General features: G+C 62.5%; 20 protein-coding genes and 2 tRNA genes. 7 read left to right on the top strand and 15 right to left on the bottom strand.

What is annotated here, in order from left to right; translation table 11 throughout:
• Window positions 1-47: 47 nt before the first annotated feature.
• Together trpD and ACOOEX_RS11235 are read right to left on the bottom strand one after the other, a co-directional pair.
• Window positions 48-1,064 (bottom strand): anthranilate phosphoribosyltransferase, encoded by a 1,017-nt coding sequence (gene trpD, locus ACOOEX_RS11240; RefSeq protein WP_420394918.1) that lies wholly within the window; start codon window positions 1,062-1,064, stop codon window positions 48-50.
• A complete protein-coding gene (locus ACOOEX_RS11235) occupies window positions 1,061-1,657 on the bottom strand; it encodes an aminodeoxychorismate/anthranilate synthase component II (RefSeq protein WP_420394917.1) in 597 nt (198 codons plus the stop codon). The genes trpD and ACOOEX_RS11235 overlap by 4 nt, the downstream gene beginning before the upstream one ends.
• A 176-nt stretch (window positions 1,658-1,833) precedes the next feature.
• Here ACOOEX_RS11235 and ACOOEX_RS11230 point away from each other — a divergent pair, with 176 nt between their 5' ends.
• Window positions 1,834-3,159 carry a divergent polysaccharide deacetylase family protein gene (locus tag ACOOEX_RS11230; protein ID WP_420394916.1) on the top strand — a complete coding sequence of 442 codons (1,326 nt, stop codon included), beginning with the start codon at window positions 1,834-1,836 and terminating at the stop codon, window positions 3,157-3,159.
• 89 nt (window positions 3,160-3,248) lie between these two features.
• Here the strand turns inward: ACOOEX_RS11230 and rpsI are convergent, their stop codons facing one another.
• The 4 genes from rpsI to ACOOEX_RS11210 all read right to left on the bottom strand — a co-directional run bounded on the left by rpsI (window position 3,249) and on the right by ACOOEX_RS11210 (window position 5,736).
• Window positions 3,249-3,743: a 30S ribosomal protein S9 gene (rpsI, locus tag ACOOEX_RS11225; RefSeq protein WP_071691650.1), complete on the bottom strand. Its 495-nt coding sequence runs from the start codon at window positions 3,741-3,743 to the stop codon at window positions 3,249-3,251.
• Window positions 3,744-3,747: 4 nt separating this feature from the next.
• The gene (gene rplM / locus ACOOEX_RS11220; RefSeq protein ID WP_071691649.1) at window positions 3,748-4,206 is read right to left on the bottom strand and encodes a 50S ribosomal protein L13; all 459 of its coding nucleotides are present in this window, start codon (window positions 4,204-4,206) and stop codon (window positions 3,748-3,750) included.
• Between the two features lie 507 nt (window positions 4,207-4,713).
• Window positions 4,714-4,788 (bottom strand) — tRNA-Asn (locus ACOOEX_RS11215).
• A 69-nt stretch (window positions 4,789-4,857) separates the two neighbouring features.
• Window positions 4,858-5,736: an MBL fold metallo-hydrolase gene (locus ACOOEX_RS11210; protein WP_420394915.1), complete on the bottom strand. Its 879-nt coding sequence runs from the start codon at window positions 5,734-5,736 to the stop codon at window positions 4,858-4,860.
• Window positions 5,737-5,776: 40 nt separating this feature from the next.
• Between ACOOEX_RS11210 and ACOOEX_RS11205 the strand changes: the two genes are divergently transcribed.
• On the top strand, window positions 5,777-7,093 hold the full coding sequence (locus ACOOEX_RS11205; protein ID WP_420394914.1) for an ATP-binding protein: 1,317 nt from the start codon (window positions 5,777-5,779) through the stop codon (window positions 7,091-7,093).
• A gap of 11 nt (window positions 7,094-7,104) precedes the next feature.
• Here ACOOEX_RS11205 and ACOOEX_RS11200 read toward each other — a convergent pair.
• Window positions 7,105-7,181: transfer RNA gene (locus tag ACOOEX_RS11200), tRNA-Ile, on the bottom strand.
• A gap of 88 nt (window positions 7,182-7,269) precedes the next feature.
• A complete protein-coding gene (locus ACOOEX_RS11195; RefSeq protein WP_420394913.1) occupies window positions 7,270-8,037 on the bottom strand; it encodes a Hint domain-containing protein in 768 nt (255 codons plus the stop codon).
• 422 nt (window positions 8,038-8,459) lie between these two features.
• Between ACOOEX_RS11195 and ACOOEX_RS11190 the strand changes: the two genes are divergently transcribed.
• Complete coding sequence (locus tag ACOOEX_RS11190) at window positions 8,460-8,795, top strand: DUF6916 family protein (RefSeq protein WP_420394912.1); 336 nt, start codon at window positions 8,460-8,462, stop codon at window positions 8,793-8,795.
• 3 nt (window positions 8,796-8,798) lie between these two features.
• Here ACOOEX_RS11190 and ACOOEX_RS11185 read toward each other — a convergent pair whose 3' ends face one another.
• From ACOOEX_RS11185 to ACOOEX_RS11165, 5 genes are all read right to left on the bottom strand, one after another.
• Window positions 8,799-9,299 (bottom strand): GNAT family N-acetyltransferase, encoded by a 501-nt coding sequence (locus ACOOEX_RS11185; RefSeq protein WP_420394911.1) that lies wholly within the window; start codon window positions 9,297-9,299, stop codon window positions 8,799-8,801.
• Window positions 9,300-9,377: 78 nt separating this feature from the next.
• The gene (locus ACOOEX_RS11180; RefSeq protein WP_420394910.1) at window positions 9,378-9,827 is read right to left on the bottom strand and encodes a DUF6916 family protein; all 450 of its coding nucleotides are present in this window, start codon (window positions 9,825-9,827) and stop codon (window positions 9,378-9,380) included.
• A 71-nt stretch (window positions 9,828-9,898) separates the two neighbouring features.
• A complete protein-coding gene (locus ACOOEX_RS11175; protein ID WP_420394909.1) occupies window positions 9,899-10,426 on the bottom strand; it encodes a phage tail protein in 528 nt (175 codons plus the stop codon).
• Between the two features lie 253 nt (window positions 10,427-10,679).
• Complete coding sequence (locus ACOOEX_RS11170; RefSeq protein ID WP_420394908.1) at window positions 10,680-11,561, bottom strand: Hint domain-containing protein; 882 nt, start codon at window positions 11,559-11,561, stop codon at window positions 10,680-10,682.
• A 360-nt stretch (window positions 11,562-11,921) separates the two neighbouring features.
• Window positions 11,922-12,824 (bottom strand): Hint domain-containing protein, encoded by a 903-nt coding sequence (locus ACOOEX_RS11165; RefSeq protein WP_420394907.1) that lies wholly within the window; start codon window positions 12,822-12,824, stop codon window positions 11,922-11,924.
• Window positions 12,825-13,012: 188 nt separating this feature from the next.
• Between ACOOEX_RS11165 and purM the strand changes: the two genes are divergently transcribed.
• The 3 genes from purM to rnd all read left to right on the top strand — a co-directional run bounded on the left by purM (window position 13,013) and on the right by rnd (window position 16,093).
• A complete protein-coding gene (gene purM / locus ACOOEX_RS11160) occupies window positions 13,013-14,059 on the top strand; it encodes a phosphoribosylformylglycinamidine cyclo-ligase (protein WP_420394906.1) in 1,047 nt (348 codons plus the stop codon).
• 41 nt (window positions 14,060-14,100) lie between these two features.
• A complete protein-coding gene (purN, locus tag ACOOEX_RS11155; RefSeq protein WP_420398366.1) occupies window positions 14,101-14,649 on the top strand; it encodes a phosphoribosylglycinamide formyltransferase in 549 nt (182 codons plus the stop codon).
• 280 nt (window positions 14,650-14,929) lie between these two features.
• Window positions 14,930-16,093 (top strand): ribonuclease D, encoded by a 1,164-nt coding sequence (gene rnd / locus ACOOEX_RS11150; protein WP_420394905.1) that lies wholly within the window; start codon window positions 14,930-14,932, stop codon window positions 16,091-16,093.
• A 95-nt stretch (window positions 16,094-16,188) separates the two neighbouring features.
• Here rnd and ACOOEX_RS11145 read toward each other — a convergent pair whose 3' ends face one another.
• Window positions 16,189-16,644: a hypothetical protein gene (locus ACOOEX_RS11145; RefSeq protein WP_420394904.1), complete on the bottom strand. Its 456-nt coding sequence runs from the start codon at window positions 16,642-16,644 to the stop codon at window positions 16,189-16,191.
• 119 nt (window positions 16,645-16,763) lie between these two features.
• On the opposite strand from ACOOEX_RS11145, the gene ACOOEX_RS11140 reads away from it, so the two are divergent.
• The gene (locus ACOOEX_RS11140; RefSeq protein ID WP_420394903.1) at window positions 16,764-17,195 is read left to right on the top strand and encodes a SufE family protein; all 432 of its coding nucleotides are present in this window, start codon (window positions 16,764-16,766) and stop codon (window positions 17,193-17,195) included.
• A 67-nt stretch (window positions 17,196-17,262) separates the two neighbouring features.
• Here the strand turns inward: ACOOEX_RS11140 and ACOOEX_RS11135 are convergent, their stop codons facing one another.
• The gene (locus ACOOEX_RS11135) at window positions 17,263-17,955 is read right to left on the bottom strand and encodes a DUF1638 domain-containing protein (protein ID WP_420394902.1); all 693 of its coding nucleotides are present in this window, start codon (window positions 17,953-17,955) and stop codon (window positions 17,263-17,265) included.
• Between the last annotated feature and the right edge of the window lie 28 nt (window positions 17,956-17,983).

The following is a 17,983-nucleotide window of genomic DNA, read 5'->3' as shown; positions in this document are numbered from 1 at the left end:
CGCGGTTTCGAAACCGCGTCCCGTGCACCTGAACGCTCCCGCGAATCTCAGGCGGCGGAAGTGACCCGAGCCAGCGTTTCCACCGCGTTCAGCGCTGCGCCGGAATCGATGCTTTGTGCCGCGCGTTCCGCCCCTTCCGGCAACGTCCCGACCACGCCTGCCACCAGCAGCGCCGCCGCCGCGTTCAGCAGGACTGCATCGCGATAGGCCCCGCCTTCACCGGACAGAAGTGCCCGGAACGCCACGCCGTTCTCCTCCGGCGTGCCGCCGAGAATGGCTTCGAACGGGTGCACGAGCAGGCCCGCATCGGCGGGGGTGATCTCGAACTCCTCGATCTCGCCATCCTTCAGCGCCGCCACGGCGGACGGACCCGCAATCGACAGCTCATCCGTGCCATCCGATCCATGCACCAGCCACGCGGCCTTGGACCCCAAAGCGCCCAGAACCTCGGCCATGGGGCGGATGAGCCAGGGGGCAAAAGCGCCGGTCAGCTGGCGCTTGACGCCTGCGGGATTGGTCAATGGCCCCAGCACGTTGAACAGCGTCCGCGTGCCAAGCTGTTGCCGGGTCGGCATCACATGGGCAATCGCGGGGTGATGCATCGGCGCCATCATGAAACCGATTCCTGCTTCTTTCAGTGCTTTCTCCACCACCGGCGCACCGACCATCACATTGACGCCCATCTGGCCAAGCGCATCCGCCGCCCCGGACTTGGAACTGAGGTTGCGGTTGCCATGCTTGGCCACGGGCACCCCCGCGCCTGCCACCACGAAGGCCGTCGCGGTGGAGATGTTCAGTGTGCCCTTGCCGTCACCGCCGGTTCCGACGATATCCATAGCGCCCTCGGGCGCGTGCACGGCTACGCATTTGCCGCGCATCACCTTGGCGGCGGCGGCGATCTCCTCGACCGTTTCTCCGCGCACGCGCATGGCCATCAGCATGCCGCCGATCTGGGCGTCGGTCGCCTCACCGTCGAAAAGAAGACCGAAGGCGCGTTCCGCCTCTTCCGCGGTCAGGCTGCGCTCGGCCACGGCAGCGATGAGGGGTTTCATCTGGTCGCTCATGCCGGTTCCTCCTGCAACGCGCCGGGCACGGTTTGCAGGAAGCTTTTCAGCATGGCATGCCCATGTTCGGAGCGGATGCTTTCGGGATGGAACTGCACGCCTTCAATCGGCAATTCCTTGTGGCGCAGGCCCATGATCGTTCCATCCTCAAGCCAGGCGGTCACCTCCAGGCAGTCGGGCAGGCTCTCACGCTCCACGACCAGCGAATGATAGCGCGTGCCTTGCAGGGGCGAGGGCAGGCCTTCGAACACGCCTTTGCCCGCGTGATGGATTTCCCCCATCTTGCCATGCACGATCTCGTGGCAACGCACCACCTTGCCGCCGAAGGCCTCGCCGATGGTCTGATGCCCCAGGCACACGCCAAGCAGCGGCGTTCCGGTTTCGGCAGCGGCGGCGGTCAGCGACAGGCAGATCCCCGCCTGCGCCGGGTCGCAGGGGCCGGGGCTGAGCACGATTCCGGCGGGGTTGAGCGCCATCGCCTGCTGCACATCCAGCGCGTCGTTGCGCACCACATGCGGCACGCATCCCAGTTCGCCCAGGTAATGCACCAGATTATAGGTGAAACTGTCGTAATTATCGATGAGCAGAAGCATGCCCGTGGGTCCTCGTCGCAAAAAGGGGTGCGCCTTACCCGCGCGCCGGGTTATACATGCGCAGGGCCGCAGGGCATGGTCAACCCATGCACCCACAGAACGGCCACTGGCTGGGGCTATTTGGATGTGAAGCGTTCCTTTCGGGGCGCAGGACACGTATCGAGAGGGTGAAAGACATGGGCAGAGGTCTGATTTCAGGTCTGATCTGGGGTGCGTTCGTCGCCATCATCGGGGCGGCGCTGTTGTCGCTCGGTATGCCATTGCCCGATCGTCCGCAGCAGGGCCAAGCCACGCCGCAGCAGGCGTCGGAACAGCCGGCAGTCTCGGTAGAACCGGCCGAAACCACTGATGCCATGCCAGAGGCCGCGTCTGTGGAGGCGGACGCACCCGAGGCTGCCCCGGCGACCGGGCAGGGCACCGCATCGCAACCAGCCTCGGAAATTCCGCTGCCCGCAGGGTCCGAGTTCAACCGCCCGCCCGAGGAAACCGCTGCCGCCCTGCCGGGGATCGACACCGCCCCGGCCGGTGCGCCGCAGGCCATCACCGCCCTGCCCACGCCGACCGGGCCAAGCCTGCCCGACACCGCCCCCGCCCCGCAGCCCGAGGCCATGGACAGCCTTCAGGCCCCCTCTGCCGCGCCGACGCTCGGCACCCCGGTGGCGTCGCCCTCGGCCACGCTCGACCCCTCGCCGCCGGTGGCAGAGGAGCAGCCCGCGCCGCTTGGCCTGCCGCAGATCGAGACCGGCCCCGAGGCACAGACAGAGACAGCCCCGCTTGGCCGCCCTCTCCAGCCCGTCGAAACGGGTGACGCGGCCGAGCCCGATGCGCCCCGCAGGGCCATCGACGCCTTCGCCACCCCCTTCGACGCCGAGGAATCCCGCCCCTTGATGGCGGTGATCCTGATCGACGACCCCTCGTTTCCGCTTGGCCGCGACGCGCTGACCCGATTTGATTTCCCCGTCGCCTTCGCCATCGACCCGCGCCGCCCCGATGCCGCCGAGGCCGCCACCACCTACCGCGCCGCCGGGTTCGAAGTGCTGCTTCTGGCCGAGATCTTTACCGAGGATACCGAACCTGCGCAGGCGGAAGAGGTGCTGACGCGCGGGTTTGACAGGCTGCCGGAAGCGGTGGCCGTGCTCGATACCTCAGAGGGGGCGATCCAGGGGCGGCGCGAAGTGCTCGATGGGGTTGTCGAGGTGTTGGCAGAGACTGGCCACGGGTTGGTGGCCTATCCGCGCGGGCTGAACGCGGCCGAACAGACGGCCACCCGCGCGGCGGTTCCGGCAGCCACGCTGTTCCGCGAGATCGACAGCGAACGCGAACGCGCCACGGTCATCACCCGCTATCTCGACCGCGCCGCTTTTGCCGCCGGGCAGGAAGGGGGCGTGATCGTCGTGGGGCATACCTATTCCGATACGGTGACGGCGCTGTTTTCCTGGGCACTTGGCAGTCGGTCCGAGGCGGTGGCGCTGGCCCCGGTCTCGGCGGTGCTGACGCGCTGACAGGGCAGGTTCTGGAAAGCCGATGCGCACGAAAAAAGGGCTGCAAAACATGCAGCCCTTTCGAATGGTCGCGATAGTCTTCCGCGCAATCAGCGCTTGGAGAACTGGAAGCTCCGGCGGGCCTTGCGGCGGCCGAACTTCTTGCGTTCCACCACGCGGCTGTCACGGGTCAGGAAGCCAGCCGCTTTCAGCGCGCCGCGCAGGGACGGCTCGTAGCGCTGCAGCGCCACCGAGATGCCGTGCTTGACTGCACCGGCCTGACCGGAAAGGCCGCCGCCCTTGACGGTGGCCATCACGTCGAACTGGTCTTCGCGACCGGCGACGGTGAAGGGCTGGCGCAGGATCATCTGCAGCACCGGACGGGCGAAATAGGCGCTCATTTCCTTGCCGTTCACGGTGACCTTGCCGGACCCCGGCTTGATCCACACGCGGGCGACAGCGTCTTTCCGCTTGCCGGTGGCATAGGAACGGCCAAGCGCGTCGCGCTGCGGTTCACGAGGGGTTTCGAGGTCGATCGCGGGGGTGGCAGCGTCGCCACCGGCCACGGCCTGCAGCTCTTCGAGCGAGGTAATGGTTTCAGCCATGGTATCAGCTCCGCGTGTTCTTGGAGTTCATGGATTTCACATCCAGCACGGTGGGCTCTTGGGCCTCATGCGGATGTTCGGCACCGGCATAGACGCGCAGGTTGGTCATCTGCTTGCGGCTCAGCGGGCCGCCGGGCAGCATGCGCTTGACAGCCTGCATGACCACGCGTTCGGGGTACTTGCCTTCCAGGATCTGGCCGGTGGTGCGGGACTTGATGCCGCCCGGGTGCCCGGTGTGCCAGTAGTTGGGCTTGTTGCGCTTGTTGCCCGTCAGCTGGATCTTGTCAGCATTGATGACGATCACGTTGTCACCCATGTCCATGTGGGGGGTGAAGGACGCCTTGTGCTTGCCGCGCAGGCGCATGGCGATGATCGAGGCGAGACGGCCCAGAACAACGCCCTCGGCGTCGATCAGGATCCATTTCTTGTCGATATCCGCCGGGGTAGCGGTGAAGGTTTTCATCTGTCTTTTCCTTGCGGGGCCGGGGCCGATGCGACCCTCGGATCATCTCAAGAACGAACGAGGGGCGATGGCCCCCCGTCGGATGGGCGTGTTCTAACGATTTCCGGGGGCGGGTCAACAGCTATTTTCAATTCAGGATTTTGTTTTATGCTTTAAAATCAAACTCTTAATAATGTGGTATTATTTTACCTCATATAGGTGCCGGTCATTTTAGCTGATGTTGCCTGCGGATATCCAAAGTCGTGCATTTCAGCTTGGCGGGAAGCTGCCTGAGCCTGGGGGCGCAAGCGAGGGCCACCGAGCAGTTCGACGGCTCCGCGCCCGGCGCTCTCGCCCAAACCGAAACCCATGATGATCAGAATCCGACCCGTAGACTCTCGTCACGCACGAGGGACCAACGGGGGGCAGATCAACTGGAAATTCGTTACAATGCGCTGACAAGCGCCAAACACCCAATGATCCACCTCGCTGAGGTGTCTCGTAAATCTCTTATCTACCTGGGGATTTTGGCTCCGGCGGTAGGGATCGAACCTACGACCAATTGATTAACAGTCAACTGCTCTACCGCTGAGCTACGCCGGAACTGAGGGGGATATAGCAACCTCGTTTTCGGGCGTCCAGAGGGTTTGCGGGAAAAAATGGAAGAAATCCTCATGCGGTGTGAAAGTGGGCGGATATGGCGAGTTTCGGATGTGCGGTGGCCAGATTTCTTTCAACTAGATCAATGAGATGTGCCAGAACGTTGCGTTCGGCGACCGGTGCGAGGCGTGGGTCGAGATCCGTGTAGATGCGGGCGGTCAGTTCGGCAGGGGTGGCCGGGCCCGATTGCAGCGCCGCCAGAATCTGCGCCTCGCGCCCGGTCCGGTGATCCAGCAGCTCCCGGCAGCGCAGGGCCGGATCCCGGACGGCCTCGCCATGGGCAGGGTAGTAGAGCCGGTCACCGCGCGCGGCCAGCCTGGTCAGCGAGCTTCGGAAGGCGGTGAGGTCGCCATCGGGGGGGGAGATCAGCGAGGTGGACCATCCCATGACCAGATCGCCGGAGAAGAGCGCACCGTTCCAGGCGAATGACAGGTGATTGGCCATGTGGCCCGGCGTGGACACAACCTCGATCTGCCAGCCGTCGCCGGCAATCACCTCGCCATCCGTGATCATCCGGTCGGGGGTGAACTCCCGGTCGACCCCCTCACCACCACCGATCCCGCCCGCATCGGCCAGGTTCTGCATGGTGGACGAGCGGCCCCAGTCACTGGGCCCGGCGGCCAGAACCGGTGCCCCCGTGACCTCGGACAGGGGGCGGGCGAGGGGGGAATGATCGAGATGCGAATGGGTGACGAGGATGTGGCTGATCCGTTGCTCCGGCTCCAGGGCATCCAGGATCCTGTGCAAGTGGCTCTCGATCGCGGGGCCCGGGTCGATCACCGCGATGTCCCGTTCCCCAACCAGAAAGGTGTTGGTGCCGTGCAGGGTCATGGGCGAGGGGTTCGGGGCGGTGATCCGGCGCAGGCCGGGTTCCAACAGGGTTGCGGTCATATCTCTTTCCTCTGCCCCGGTCGCGGGGTTAGATGGGTCCATGCAATGGGACTGGCTCAAACAATTCTTGCCACGGGGGCTCTATGGCCGGGCCGCGCTGATCCTTGTGGTGCCCATCGTGTCATTGCAGCTTGTCGTGTCGGTGGCCTTCCTGCAACGCCATTTCGAGGATGTCACCTGGCAACTGACCTCGGCGCTTGGGCACGACCTGCGGCTGGTGTCGGACCATTTGCAGGCGGACGGGGCCGAGGCCGCCATGGCAGTGGCTGCGCGGCTCGATCTTGCGCGAAGCGAGGGGGCCGTACCGGACTGGGTTTCCGAAACCAATGTATCGCGCCGTTGGTATGACTTGTCGGGGCGCGTCGTGATTTCGACCTTGCAGGGGATGGTGCCGGAGATCGTCTGGATCGACCTTGCGCGCAACGACCGTCGGGTTTTTCTGGCATTGGGGCGCGGGCAGGAAACCCTGACGCTGGAGATCGACCGGCGGCGCGTGTCGGCCTCCAACCCGCATCAGCTGTTCGTCATCATGATCCTGACAGGGATTCTGATGACCGCCGTGGCCTTCGTCTTTCTGCGCAATCAGGTGCGGCCGATCCGGCGGCTGGCGCGGGTGGCAGAGGCCTTCGGCAAGGGCAGAGTCGCGCCTTACAAGCCCTCGGGCGCGCTGGAAGTACGGGCCGCTGGCCGCGCCTTTCTGGACATGCGGGCGCGGATCGAGCGGCAGATCGAGCAGCGGACCATGATGCTGTCGGGGGTCAGCCACGACCTGCGCACGCCGCTGACCCGGCTGAAACTGGGTCTGTCCATGCTGGATTCGGGGCCGGAGACCGACGACCTGCTGCGCGATGTCGAAGAGATGGAGTCCCTGCTGACCGCGTTTCTGGATTTCGCCCGGGCCGATGCGCTGGATGATCCGGAAAGCGTCGACGTCCTGGCCCTTGCGCGCACAGTCGTCGATGATGCGATCCGCATGGGCGGGCAGGTAGAGCTCGTGCTGCCTGAATCGGCCCCGGAGGTCGCCCTGCGCCCCGGCGCGGTCAAGCGTGCCCTGTCGAATCTTCTGGTCAACGCGCTGCGCTATGGCAGCAGCGCAAGGCTGACGCTGACGGTTCTGGATCGGGCGGTGCGCTTTAGCGTGGAGGATGACGGGCCAGGCATTGCCCCCGAGGATCGGGACCGGGCCATTCGTCCCTTTGCCCGGCTGGACGAGGCGCGCAACCAGAACCGTGGGGGGGGCGTCGGGCTGGGTCTGGCCATCGCCAATGACATCGCCCGCAGTCATGGCGGCACCATGCGCCTGTCGCGTTCCGATGAGATGGGCGGGCTGCGTGTCGATCTTGTGCTGGCGCGGTGAAGGCGGTGTTTTGGTAGGCCCGGCAGGACTTGAACCCGCAACCAAAGCGTTATGAGCGCTCTGCTCTAACCAATTGAGCTACAGGCCCGCCGAAGCGAGGAAATATCAGGATGGAGGGCGGGGTCAAGCCCGTCGCGAGGGCCGATCAGGCCCCCGCATCCGATCTTGGGGTTGGGTCAGGCGACTTTCGACACGCCGAGCAAACGCGCGATATGCGCCGGCACCTGCCGGGCGCTCATGGCACGGGGATAGGGCAGTTCTTCCATTTCCGGCACATCGCCATAAAGCGCCTCGAACTCGGCGTAATTGTCGAACACCCGGCGGCTCACATTGTCGATGAAGGTCTCGGCCGGGGCGCCGTTTGCTAGGATGATCTCATGCGCCTCGGTCTCAATGTGGTAGACGGTGTAGCTTTCGCCCATCTCCTCCATCGGAACACGGGTGATGGTGGTGCCATTCACAAGCGCCCCTGCGTGGCAGATGACGCCATCGACCAGCATGCCGTGATCGGCGGTGACCGTCAGATCGGACACGGGCAATCCCTCGCCAAGCGACCCGGCGGCAAAGCGCACGGGCGCCACACGTTCAGCGGGTTTGAACATGGTCTTGACCGTCTGCCGCCCGATCCATTTCACGGCGACCTCTGCGCCATCAGCGTTCAGCACCGTGTCACCGATCGCCAGGGTTTCTACTGCTACCTCGCCTTCAACGGTTGCAATGCTGGTGCCAGCCAGGAAGCAGTTTACCACAACCGCATCATCCCCGGCATTGGTGAAGGGCTGGGTTACAGACGTTCCGTTCAGGCTGGACAGGTCGTCAAAGCTGGGATCATAGGGGACGTAGTAGAAGCCGCCACTTTCGAATACAGCATAGTCATTGCCGTTAATTTCGATCGTGAACCCTGTATAGGCAGCAAAACCGAAATAGTTGTCGACAGCGTCCATGTCTCCGTCATTATTGGTGTCGTTAACTGATGCACCACCGAAGTTTGTGTCAGTGAAAGTCGTTGTCGGTGTTATCGTCCCGCCACCAGTGCTGCCTTGGAAGAACAGTGTATCGGGCAAACTCACATTGGGCATTCCGCACCCCCTTGAAAAAAAATGTCACACGCTCATCAAGGCGAACTTTTCAGAATATGTGCCAGATCAGCAATGTTGCCCGAACTGTACGCGTGTTGCCGTTAGGCGGCAAGATAGCAATCTGAGTTTCTTAATGCAGCCATGCATGGATACTATTTATTGATGATGCAAGACATTGACCATTGTCAATCAAATGCGGCTCTTGGCTCAGGGCATTTCCCTTGCATGCGCGTTTCATTTGATAAATCCTGGGGTCAGATCGTCTATGACCAAATTGGGAGGTCCCTGTGACCATTGACCTGATCAGCGCAACACACGAATCCTTCGAACCATTTGTAGGGCAGTGTTTTTCTGTGAAAGGTGCAGGGCAGTCGATCGAATTGCTTCTGGACAACGTAAAGATATTTCAAGGCTCGATGGTGCGTGACAACCACCTTGAGATTGACGGAGTTCTGTATCCGCCGCGCAAAGCCTTTGCCCTGACATGGGAGGGACCGCGCGAGCCGATGCTGTCTTCTGGAATGTACACGGTCGAGCATTCGGGCATCGGGCAGGTCGAAATGTTTGTCAAACCGTTCCGACAGGATCACGACTGCATGCTTTATGAGACCGTGTTCAACTGACCTTCAGATTTCTCTCGGGGCGGTATTCGGCATCCACTCCATCGCGATATGGTGACCCGCGTCCGATACGGCGCGAAAGCCGTGGCGGAGATAGAGGTTGAGCGCCGGGCTGTGCTTTTCCACATGCAGACGCACCGGAACCTTGCCGCCATGGGCCTCGTTCATCAGGCTGCGCAGCAGATCGGTGCCGATCCCGCGCCCGCGCGCCTCCGGGATCAGCGAAAGCTCGATGATGCGCAGGCAGTCATCCTGCCGGTCGAGGTAAAGCCGCCCGATATCGCGCCCGTCAATCTGGATGATCCGCCTGATCGCATTCGGGAATGCCCGCTGGTAATGCAGATCCTGAGCGGCAAACTGTCCTTGCAGGAAGTCCCGCCAGTCTGCTTCGGTCCAGCTGGTCTGCTGAAACTCCCACTCGCGCGTGGAGGCATAGAGATCGAAGAGAAAGGCCCGGTCAGCGTTTTCGATTATGCGAAAGCCGATCTTGCCACGCGTCAGCTGCATCAGGATTTCCCTTCTGATTTCAACGTTCAGGCCCGCCACACTATGTGCGGCAGGCCATATGTTCGCTGCTGCGGGGCGTCAGCTCAGGGTCAGTTCCAGCAAGTCTGACCCGTCACGCGTGTGCACCGGGCCAAGGAACAGATCCGCACTGCCCAGATGCATATGGCTGATGCGCCGGGTCATGTGGCCGGTTTCGACGAGCGGGGCCTTGTCGGGGCTGTCGAATACGGCGCTCACCGCTTCGGCACGGGGCAGGTCGGCGGGCGCATCGGGGCCGAAGGGCCTGGCTTCCACGTCAATCAGATGCAGGACCGTGACAGACCCGTCAGGCGACGTGACCCGGAACCGGTCACCGATGAACCGTCGCAGATCAGCTGCGGTAGCCGTCCTCCAGTTTACGGGTCCGGATGAAACCGGATCCAGATCGGCATGGGCCAACGCGGCAGATGGCAGGGCAGTCGCTGTCGCCGCGATTGCGGCCTGGCTGGCCAGATAGCTTCGCCGACTCAGCTTGGTGTCAGATGTCATGGCATCCTCCTTGAAATACGATGATCAGCAGTGGCCGCGGCAAGGGTATGCAGCGGCCGCCGTCTGATGGCTTAGCTGCGCGACGGGAACAGACCCTGAAGTGCGATCTCGTAGTTCAGAACAAGGTAGGGTGGCATGATGTTGAAGGACTGACCGCCGCCGTTATTGGCTATTGTAATGGATTCCGAGGCCATTTGAAGATCAGGACCGGCGCCCACGCTGGCATAGAAATTACCAAGGCCAAGCATGTTCCCGCCGGGCGAACCCTGGGTTGCAGGCGCAGATTCCCCGTGAATTGCCCCCGTATGCGTGTGGGACGGCATCTGGTTGATCGTGAGGGTATTACGTTCTTCGCCGCCGCGTTGCCCCATGACTCTTGGAGTCAACCCGGGACCATCACCGCGGCCTATTGCGACCCGACCTCTCAAATCCGGCAATCCGAATGTTGTCCGACCATCGCCGCCATACATGGTGCCAAGCAAGGAAAACAGCGCAGAATTGGAGGATATCGGCAAAAGCTGCCCGTCGCAAAACGCAAAACCCCGTTGCGCAAAGTTGTATCCAACCAGATAAATCTGACCCAAATATGGTTCTGCCATGATGCTTTCCTTATGGTCTGAGCCCGTGAATCGGGCAGTAAATCGTTCCCTCCGACAAGCGCCGCAGTTTATTGTGTCGGAACTCTTATTTAGATCATCGGGACATTTGAAGAATGTCTCTGGCCTGTTCATTTAGTCAAGACATTTGTTAATTCTGGTAGATATAAAATGGTGTTCTCTGTTAATGATTGACGTCATTTGGTATAAAAAAGAGGGCCCAAAAGGCCCTCTTCTTGTGAAAATGAAATTGAAATCAGGCTATTGTCTTTTGCACACCGCCTTGAAGCTTTGCGCGAATCCGGGCGGGAACCTGCCTTGCGGACATGGCGCGCGGGTAAGGCAGTTCGTGCATTTCGGGAACGAACCCGTAAAGCGCTTCGAACTCCGCGTAGTTGTCGAAGGCCCTTCGGGACACATTGTCGATAAAGGTCTCGGTAGGGGCGCCGTTTGCGAGGATGATTGCGTGCTCCTCGGTCTCGATATGATAGACCGTATAGCGCTCATCCAGGTCTGACAGTGCAACGCGGGTGATGCTGTCTCCGTTCACCAACGCACCCGCATGGCAGATCACTCCATCCACGAGCATCCCGTGATCGGCGGTCACTGTCAGATCGGCATTCGGCAGGCCATCGCCGAGAGATCCGGCGGCAAACCGCACCGGCATCAGGCGTTCTGCGGGTCCGAAGCGCGGCGCAACGGTCCGGCGACCGATCCATTTGACCGAGAGGTGGTGTCCATCCGCAGAGATCACCAGATCTCCAATCGAAAGGGTTTCAACCGATTGTGTCCCATCCGGCGTGTCGATCTGGGCTCCTTCGTGGAAGCACACCAACAGCGGGTCCGTGGTGATGTTGGCAATCACGATCGAGGCGGGGGGCGTTGCCGATGCATCGCCGCTGAACAGCATGTAGTCCCCGCCGGATTCCTGAAGAACACCCCAAACAGTCGTGCCGTCGTCATATGTGCCAACATAGATAAAGCTGTCGCCCCCGCCTCCCGGGGAATGCACGACTGCTTCGCCGTTGGTGAACGTGCCGCTGACTTCCGTCAGCTGTGTTACGTTGTAGTTTGGATTGGCGGAGTTTCCTGTCGAACCGTCATACCGGTCTCGGGTTTCAACGATGTATATGGCCATGTGCTGCGCTACCCATCAATAAAACTGGGCCGAACGGAGATTGGGAGGGTGAAAAATGCCCTTAGTCCCCCGCTTGTAAAAAGGTGTCTCGCCGTCGGCTGATTCTGTGCAAATACGGTTTTGCATATATGTTAACGAAAGTTAACAGAAAGATTTTCGATCTGGGGTTGAGTCGTGCAAATAGGCGCGATGTGGCCTGTCTGCCCCGGTACAGGATGCTGAAACTCGAAGGCGTGCCGACTTTAAGGTCGATCAGGCGGGACATTTCACTCAAGAGCAATGATCCCTTCAGAGACGCAGCAAGACAGGGCCGATCCCGTTGCAAGGGGGTTCTTTCGCTGCGCCCGGTTTCCCTCTCGGTCAGGCGGTGCAGTCCATGCTCAACTGCGCCTTGATCCTGTTTGGCACCTGCCGCGCTGACATGGCGCGGGGATAGGGCAGTTCTTCCATCTCCGGAACGTCGCCATAGAGCGCTTCGAACTCGGCGTAATTGTCAAAGACGCGGCGGGAGACGTTGTCGATAAACGTCTCTGCCCGGGCACCGTTGGCGAGGATGATCTCATGGGCTTCGGTTTCGATATGATAGACGGTGTAGCTCTCGCCCATTTCGGCCAGAGGCACACGAGTGATGGTCGTGCCATTCACCAACGCACCCGCATTGCAGATCACGCCATCCACCAGCATCCCGTGATCCGCCGTGACCGTCAGATCGAACTGCGGCAGGCCATCGCCGAGCGACCCGGCGGCAAAGCGGACCGGCATCAGCCGTTCGGCTGGCCCGAAACGCGTGGACACGGTCTGGCGGCCGATCCATTTGATCGGGACGACGTGGCCCTCTGCAGTCAGGACAGGATCACCGATGGTCAGGTTTTCTACCTCTACCTCCCCGGTCGGGGTGCTGATCTGCGTCCCGGCGTGAAAGCAGAAGACCGATAGCGGCTGGACAGTGTTCGTCACGCCAAACTGGCTAATGTTGAGCGTGTTGTCATGCGGGATCCAGTAGCGTCCACCGCCGTCAGGTCCAAAGATCGGATACATCGTCGTGGTTCCGAGCGGGATGATCCCGTAGCCGGAGTAGGGAGCCTGGACAGAACCGCTCAACGCCAGAATGTCGCCGGAATTAATCGTTGTGCTGTCATCCATGTCCCAAAGGTAGTTGCCCCCCGATAGGTTCGCCACGGAACTGCTGATCGTCAGCGTGTTTCCCGAAATGGAGCCTTGAAAAAACAGTGCGCTGAAATTCATGAACGTTGAGGTGGGCATAAGGCAGTTTCCAGTCTTAAGCTTTTGATTTTCAATCACGCGTGGACGGCGACACAGCGAAGGCCCGAGAAACCATAGTCACGGATGCGTTTTCTGCAAGTCTTGCATTGCTCGTCCCCGCGTCACGCTGGCAATGGACTCGTCCCGTGGCCCCTGCTAGCAGGACGCCAAGTTTGAAGGAGCGGGCCATGACGGACGGAAAACAGGGGCTGACCTACGCTGAGGCGGGTGTCGATATCGACGCGGGTAACGAGCTGGTGGAGCGGATCAAGCCCGCCGCCAAGGCCACCACTCGGCCCGGCGTTATGTCGGGGCTTGGCGGCTTTGGGGCGCTGTTTGACCTCAGGGCCGCGGGCTACGACGACCCGGTTCTTGTGGCCGCGACGGATGGTGTTGGTACGAAGCTGAAGATCGCCATTGACACCGGCGTGTTCGACACGATCGGGATCGACCTGGTGGCCATGTGCGTGAACGACCTCGTGTGCCAGGGGGCCGAGCCGCTCTTTTTTCTGGACTACTTTGCCACCGGTAAGCTCGATGTGTCTGATGCCGCCACGATCATCGAGGGCATTGCCGAGGGTTGCAAACGTTCTGGCTGTGCACTCATCGGCGGCGAAACGGCAGAGATGCCGGGCATGTACGCGCCGGGGGATTTCGACCTTGCGGGCTTCGCCGTAGGGGCAATGGAACGCGGGGCGTCGCTGCCGGACGGCGTGGCCGAGGGCGATGTTCTGCTCGGGCTTGGGTCCGATGGGGTCCATTCCAACGGCTATTCGCTGGTGCGCCGGATCGTGGAACGGTCGGGGCTGGCCTGGGACGCAGCATCGCCATTCGGGGGCGAGAGCCTTGGCCGGGAATTGCTGGCCCCGACACGGCTTTACGTGACGCAGGCGCTGGCCGCCGTGCGGGCAGGGGGGGTGCATGCGCTGGCCCATATCACCGGCGGCGGGCTGACCGAGAACCTGCCGCGCGTGCTGCCTGACGGGATGGGGGCCGAGATCGACCTTGGATCCTGGGCACTTTCTCCGGTCTTCAAATGGCTGATGTCCGAAGGCGGGCTCGATGAGGCCGAGATGCTGAAAACCTTCAATTCCGGCATCGGAATGGTGGTGGTCGTGGCCGCCGACCGGGCCGAGGCTCTGGCGGCGCTGCTGGAGGCCGAGGGCGAGACCGTCGCGCGGCTTGGGCATGTGGTTGCGGGCGGGGGCATCCGCTACAGCGGCACCCTGACGTGACGCGTCGGGTCGCGATCTTCATTTCGGGGGGCGGGTCCAACATGGTCTCGCTTGTCGAAAGCATGACGGGCGATCACCCCGCGCGACCCTGTCTCGTGATCTCCAACCTGCCGGAGGCGGGCGGGCTGGCCAAGGCCCGTGCCATGGGCGTGCCCACGGCCGTTGTGGACCATCGCCCTTTCAAGGGCGACCGCGCCGCTTTCGAGACGGAGCTGGCGCAGGTGGTCGATGGCGCGCGACCCGATATCCTCTGCCTTGCGGGGTTCATGCGGGTGCTGACCGGGGGGTTCGTGGGCCGCTACCAGGGCAGGATGCTGAACATTCATCCTTCTTTGTTGCCTAAGTACCGGGGTCTTCACACCCATGCCCGCGCGCTGGAAGCGGGGGATGCGGAGCATGGCTGCACTGTCCATGAGGTGACGCCGGAACTGGACGATGGCCCGATCCTCGGGCAGGCGCGGGTGCCGGTGTTGGCGGATGACACGCCCGAGACCCTCGCCGCGCGGGTGCTGGTCGAGGAACACAGGCTCTACCCCGCCGTACTGCGCCGTTTCGCAGCGGGCGACCGGACCCCGATCCTGCTGCCCTGAGCGGTTTCGCCGCGCATCGCGCGCCGACCCGGGAGCGGCCCTTCTCAACCCCCCGCTTGCGCGGGAGGCATCGAAGGGCCGCGTTGCCACGGACTTGGGGGAGTGCCGGTTTGTCAGATGTGAGACTTGGACCGGTGGAGAGGGCAGGATGCCTCCGGCGGAGGTATTTGGTGCCAAGATGAAGGGGGGGTGAGCTCTTTTCATTCCCGGCTGGCTGGCCTATCACGGGAGGATCGGCGGATGTCCCGCTACAGCCAAGAAAAAGAAGGATGGCGCCCGTTTGCCCCAGACCCTGACCACGACCGACGCGCTGGCCGAATTCTGCGCCCGCGCCGCAAAAGTGCCCTACGTTACCGTCGACACCGAATTCCTCAGGGAACGCACCTATTTCGCGCAGCTTTGCCTCGTGCAGCTGGCGCTGCCGGGCACGGATGTGGCCGATGCGGTTCTGATCGACCCGCTGGCCGAGGGCATGTCGCTGGAGCCGCTTTACGAGCTTTTCCGGAATGAAAGCGTGGTCAAGGTGTTCCACGCGGCGCGGCAGGATCTGGAGATCTTCCATGTCGACGGCGATGTCATGCCCACGCCGCTTTTTGACACGCAGGTTGCGGCCATGGTCTGCGGATTTGGCGAACAGGTGGGATATGAGACCCTGGTGCGCCGGATCGCCAAGGCGAGCCTTGATAAGTCCAGCCGCTTCACCGATTGGTCGCGCCGCCCCCTGTCGGAGGCGCAGAAGTCCTATGCGCTGGCCGATGTGACGCATCTGCGCCAGATCTACGAATACCTGTCGGGCGAGCTGGAGCGCACCGGGCGCACCGCGTGGATGGAAGAGGAACTGAAGGTTCTGACCAATCACGACGCCTATGTGGTGACGCCAGAGGATGCCTGGAAACGGGTCAAGACGCGGACCAATTCGGGCAAGTTCCTGGCCGTCCTGAAGGAGCTGGCGGAGTTTCGCGAGACGACCGCGCAGACGCGCAACGTGCCGCGCAACCGGATCATGAAGGATGACGTTCTGCTGGAACTGGCCTCGACCAAGCCACGCAGCGCGCAGGACCTTGGCAAGTCCCGGCTGCTGCAGCGCGAGGCGCGCAAGGGCGATATCGGTGACGGAATCCTCGAAGCCGTCAAGCGGGGCCTGGAGATGCCCGCCGATCGCCATCCGAAACCCGCGAATGCGCCGGACCGGTCGGCTTTGAACCCGGCCTTGGCGGATCTGCTGCGGGTGCTGTTGAAGGCGAAGGCCGAAGAGGCCGGGGTGGCGCAGAAACTGATCGCCTCCAGCGCCGATCTCGACGATATCGCCTGCGGCGGTCGTGACGGGCTCTGGGCGCATGGCTGGCGGCTGGAGGTGTTCGGCAAGGACGCGATGCGGCTCTGCAACGGAGAGATTGCTCTTTCCGCCAAGGGGCAGCGGGTCAAGATCGTTGCCCTGACCTGATCCTGCAAGGCAGGCCCCCAAAGGCTGGCCGGTCTTGCGGGTCGCAGAGCATTCGGGGCCAGAAACCGGCCGCGCGCCACGCTCAGGCGGGACTGTTAGCGGCGGCTGACGCTTCGGCGGTTCTGCTGTGCGACGACGACGATCTGGCGAATCCCTGCAAGGTCCTGCGTGGTCAGCGACGTGCCCGCGAGAATTTCGCGCGATCTCTGGGTGCCGACGCGCGTATTGGCATCGACGGGGCGGTAGACGCGGAATTCGAAGACGATCTCGCCGTCTTCGCGGCCCACCTCGACCAGATCGGCCTCCCAATAGCCCTGGCGCGGGGGCAGGCCCATGGCGCGCACGATAGCCCCTCCGGGCAGGGGGTCGACACTGAGGCTGATCACCTCGGTCACCAGTTGGCGGTCATCCACCGGGGCGGCGACGGTTTCGCTGATCTGCACCCGTTCCTCGCGATCACGGCCGAACCAGTTCATCGGGTTCAGACGGGACGCACAGCCGGTCAGACCAAGCACCACCACAAGAAGGGCCATCAGAAAGCGAGGGGTCATCGGTTGTCTCCGCCTGTCATCTGCTCTTGCCTAGCGCATTGAGGACAGGTTGAAAAGCGCCTCTGGACCTTTGGGGCGCATCGCCCTAGGTCTGTGGCGGGTAGAAGACGGAGACACGCATGGCCACCGACGCGTTCGAAGAGATTGCCGACACGTTCGAGTTTCTCGACGATTGGGAAGAACGCTATCGTCACGTGATCGAACTGGGCAAGGCGATGGACCCGCTGGAGGATGCGTTCCGAGTGTCTGCAACCAAGGTTGACGGTTGCGCCAGCCAGGTCTGGATCCTGCCCGAGATCGAAGGCGAGGGGCCGGGCGCGGTGTTCTGCTTTCGCGGGGATAGCGACGCGATGATCGTGCGCGGGCTGATTGCGGTGCTGCATGCGCTTTATTCGGGGCTGAGCGTGGCCGAGGTGCTGAAGGTCGATGCCGGTGGCGAACTGGCGCGGCTTGGGTTGAACGATCACCTGTCATCGCAACGCTCGAACGGGCTGCGCGCGATGGTGGAGCGGATCCGCCTGCTCGCCGGTCAGACCGCCGCATTGGGCTAGGCGCGACCAAGGCGCTTGAAAGCGCCCTTGAAGAAACTGCTTTCAAAGCGGTTGTCCGCGCCCGGCCTCACCGCTCCGCGACAGTTTCCAGCTCGGTGGCCAGATCCCCATAGCCGGTGAAGCGGTGCTCGAATTCAAGATTCAAGAACGCCGCGCAAGCCTTTGCCTTTTCAAGAAGAACCGGGTTTTTCGTCTGCGCTTGGTAGATCAGTTTCCTATAGTTGCCGAAATACATGTCCCGCAGCTCCGGGTGGCGATCCAGCCCCAGTGGTCTGGTGACGAAGGCATCGAACTGGCGGACAAGGAAATCGGTGACATAGAAGGCGGTGATCTCGTCCTCTGCCCGCGCAGCAAAGGCCAGATTGCCTTCGAAGAAGGAATAGCAATGCGGGCCCTGCAGCATCTCGACCCCGAGCGCCTCGCAACGCGCCTTCAGCAGGCCTCCGGTGCCGCAATCGGCATAGACGACGAAGATGTCCTCGTATTGCGCGCGGTATTTCGTGACGGCGGCCTCCACGGCATCCGGGATGCGCTCGGGGCTGTTGTGCAGAATGGCGGGCAGGCAGTGCAGGTCCAGATGCGTCCAGCCATTGATCCGCTTCAACGCCACGATTTCATGGGCCAGTGCCCCGCAGGCCAGCAGCAGGATCTTGCCTTTGCCCTCCGCGGCCAGCCCCGCGCGGGTCAGGGTGTTGTCCTCCAGGGGCTCTCCGGCGGCAAGCGGTTCGGCCTTGGCGGTCTCGCTGCGGGAACGGCGCATGGGTCAGTCCTGTGCAGGGGTGTGTGAA

The sequence above is a fragment of the Nioella sp. genome, assembly GCF_965215655.1.
In the GTDB taxonomy this organism is placed as follows: Bacteria; Pseudomonadota; Alphaproteobacteria; order Rhodobacterales; family Rhodobacteraceae; genus Nioella.
Note: the sequence above shows the minus strand (reverse complement) of the source record. Positions and strands in the feature narration are given on the sequence as shown.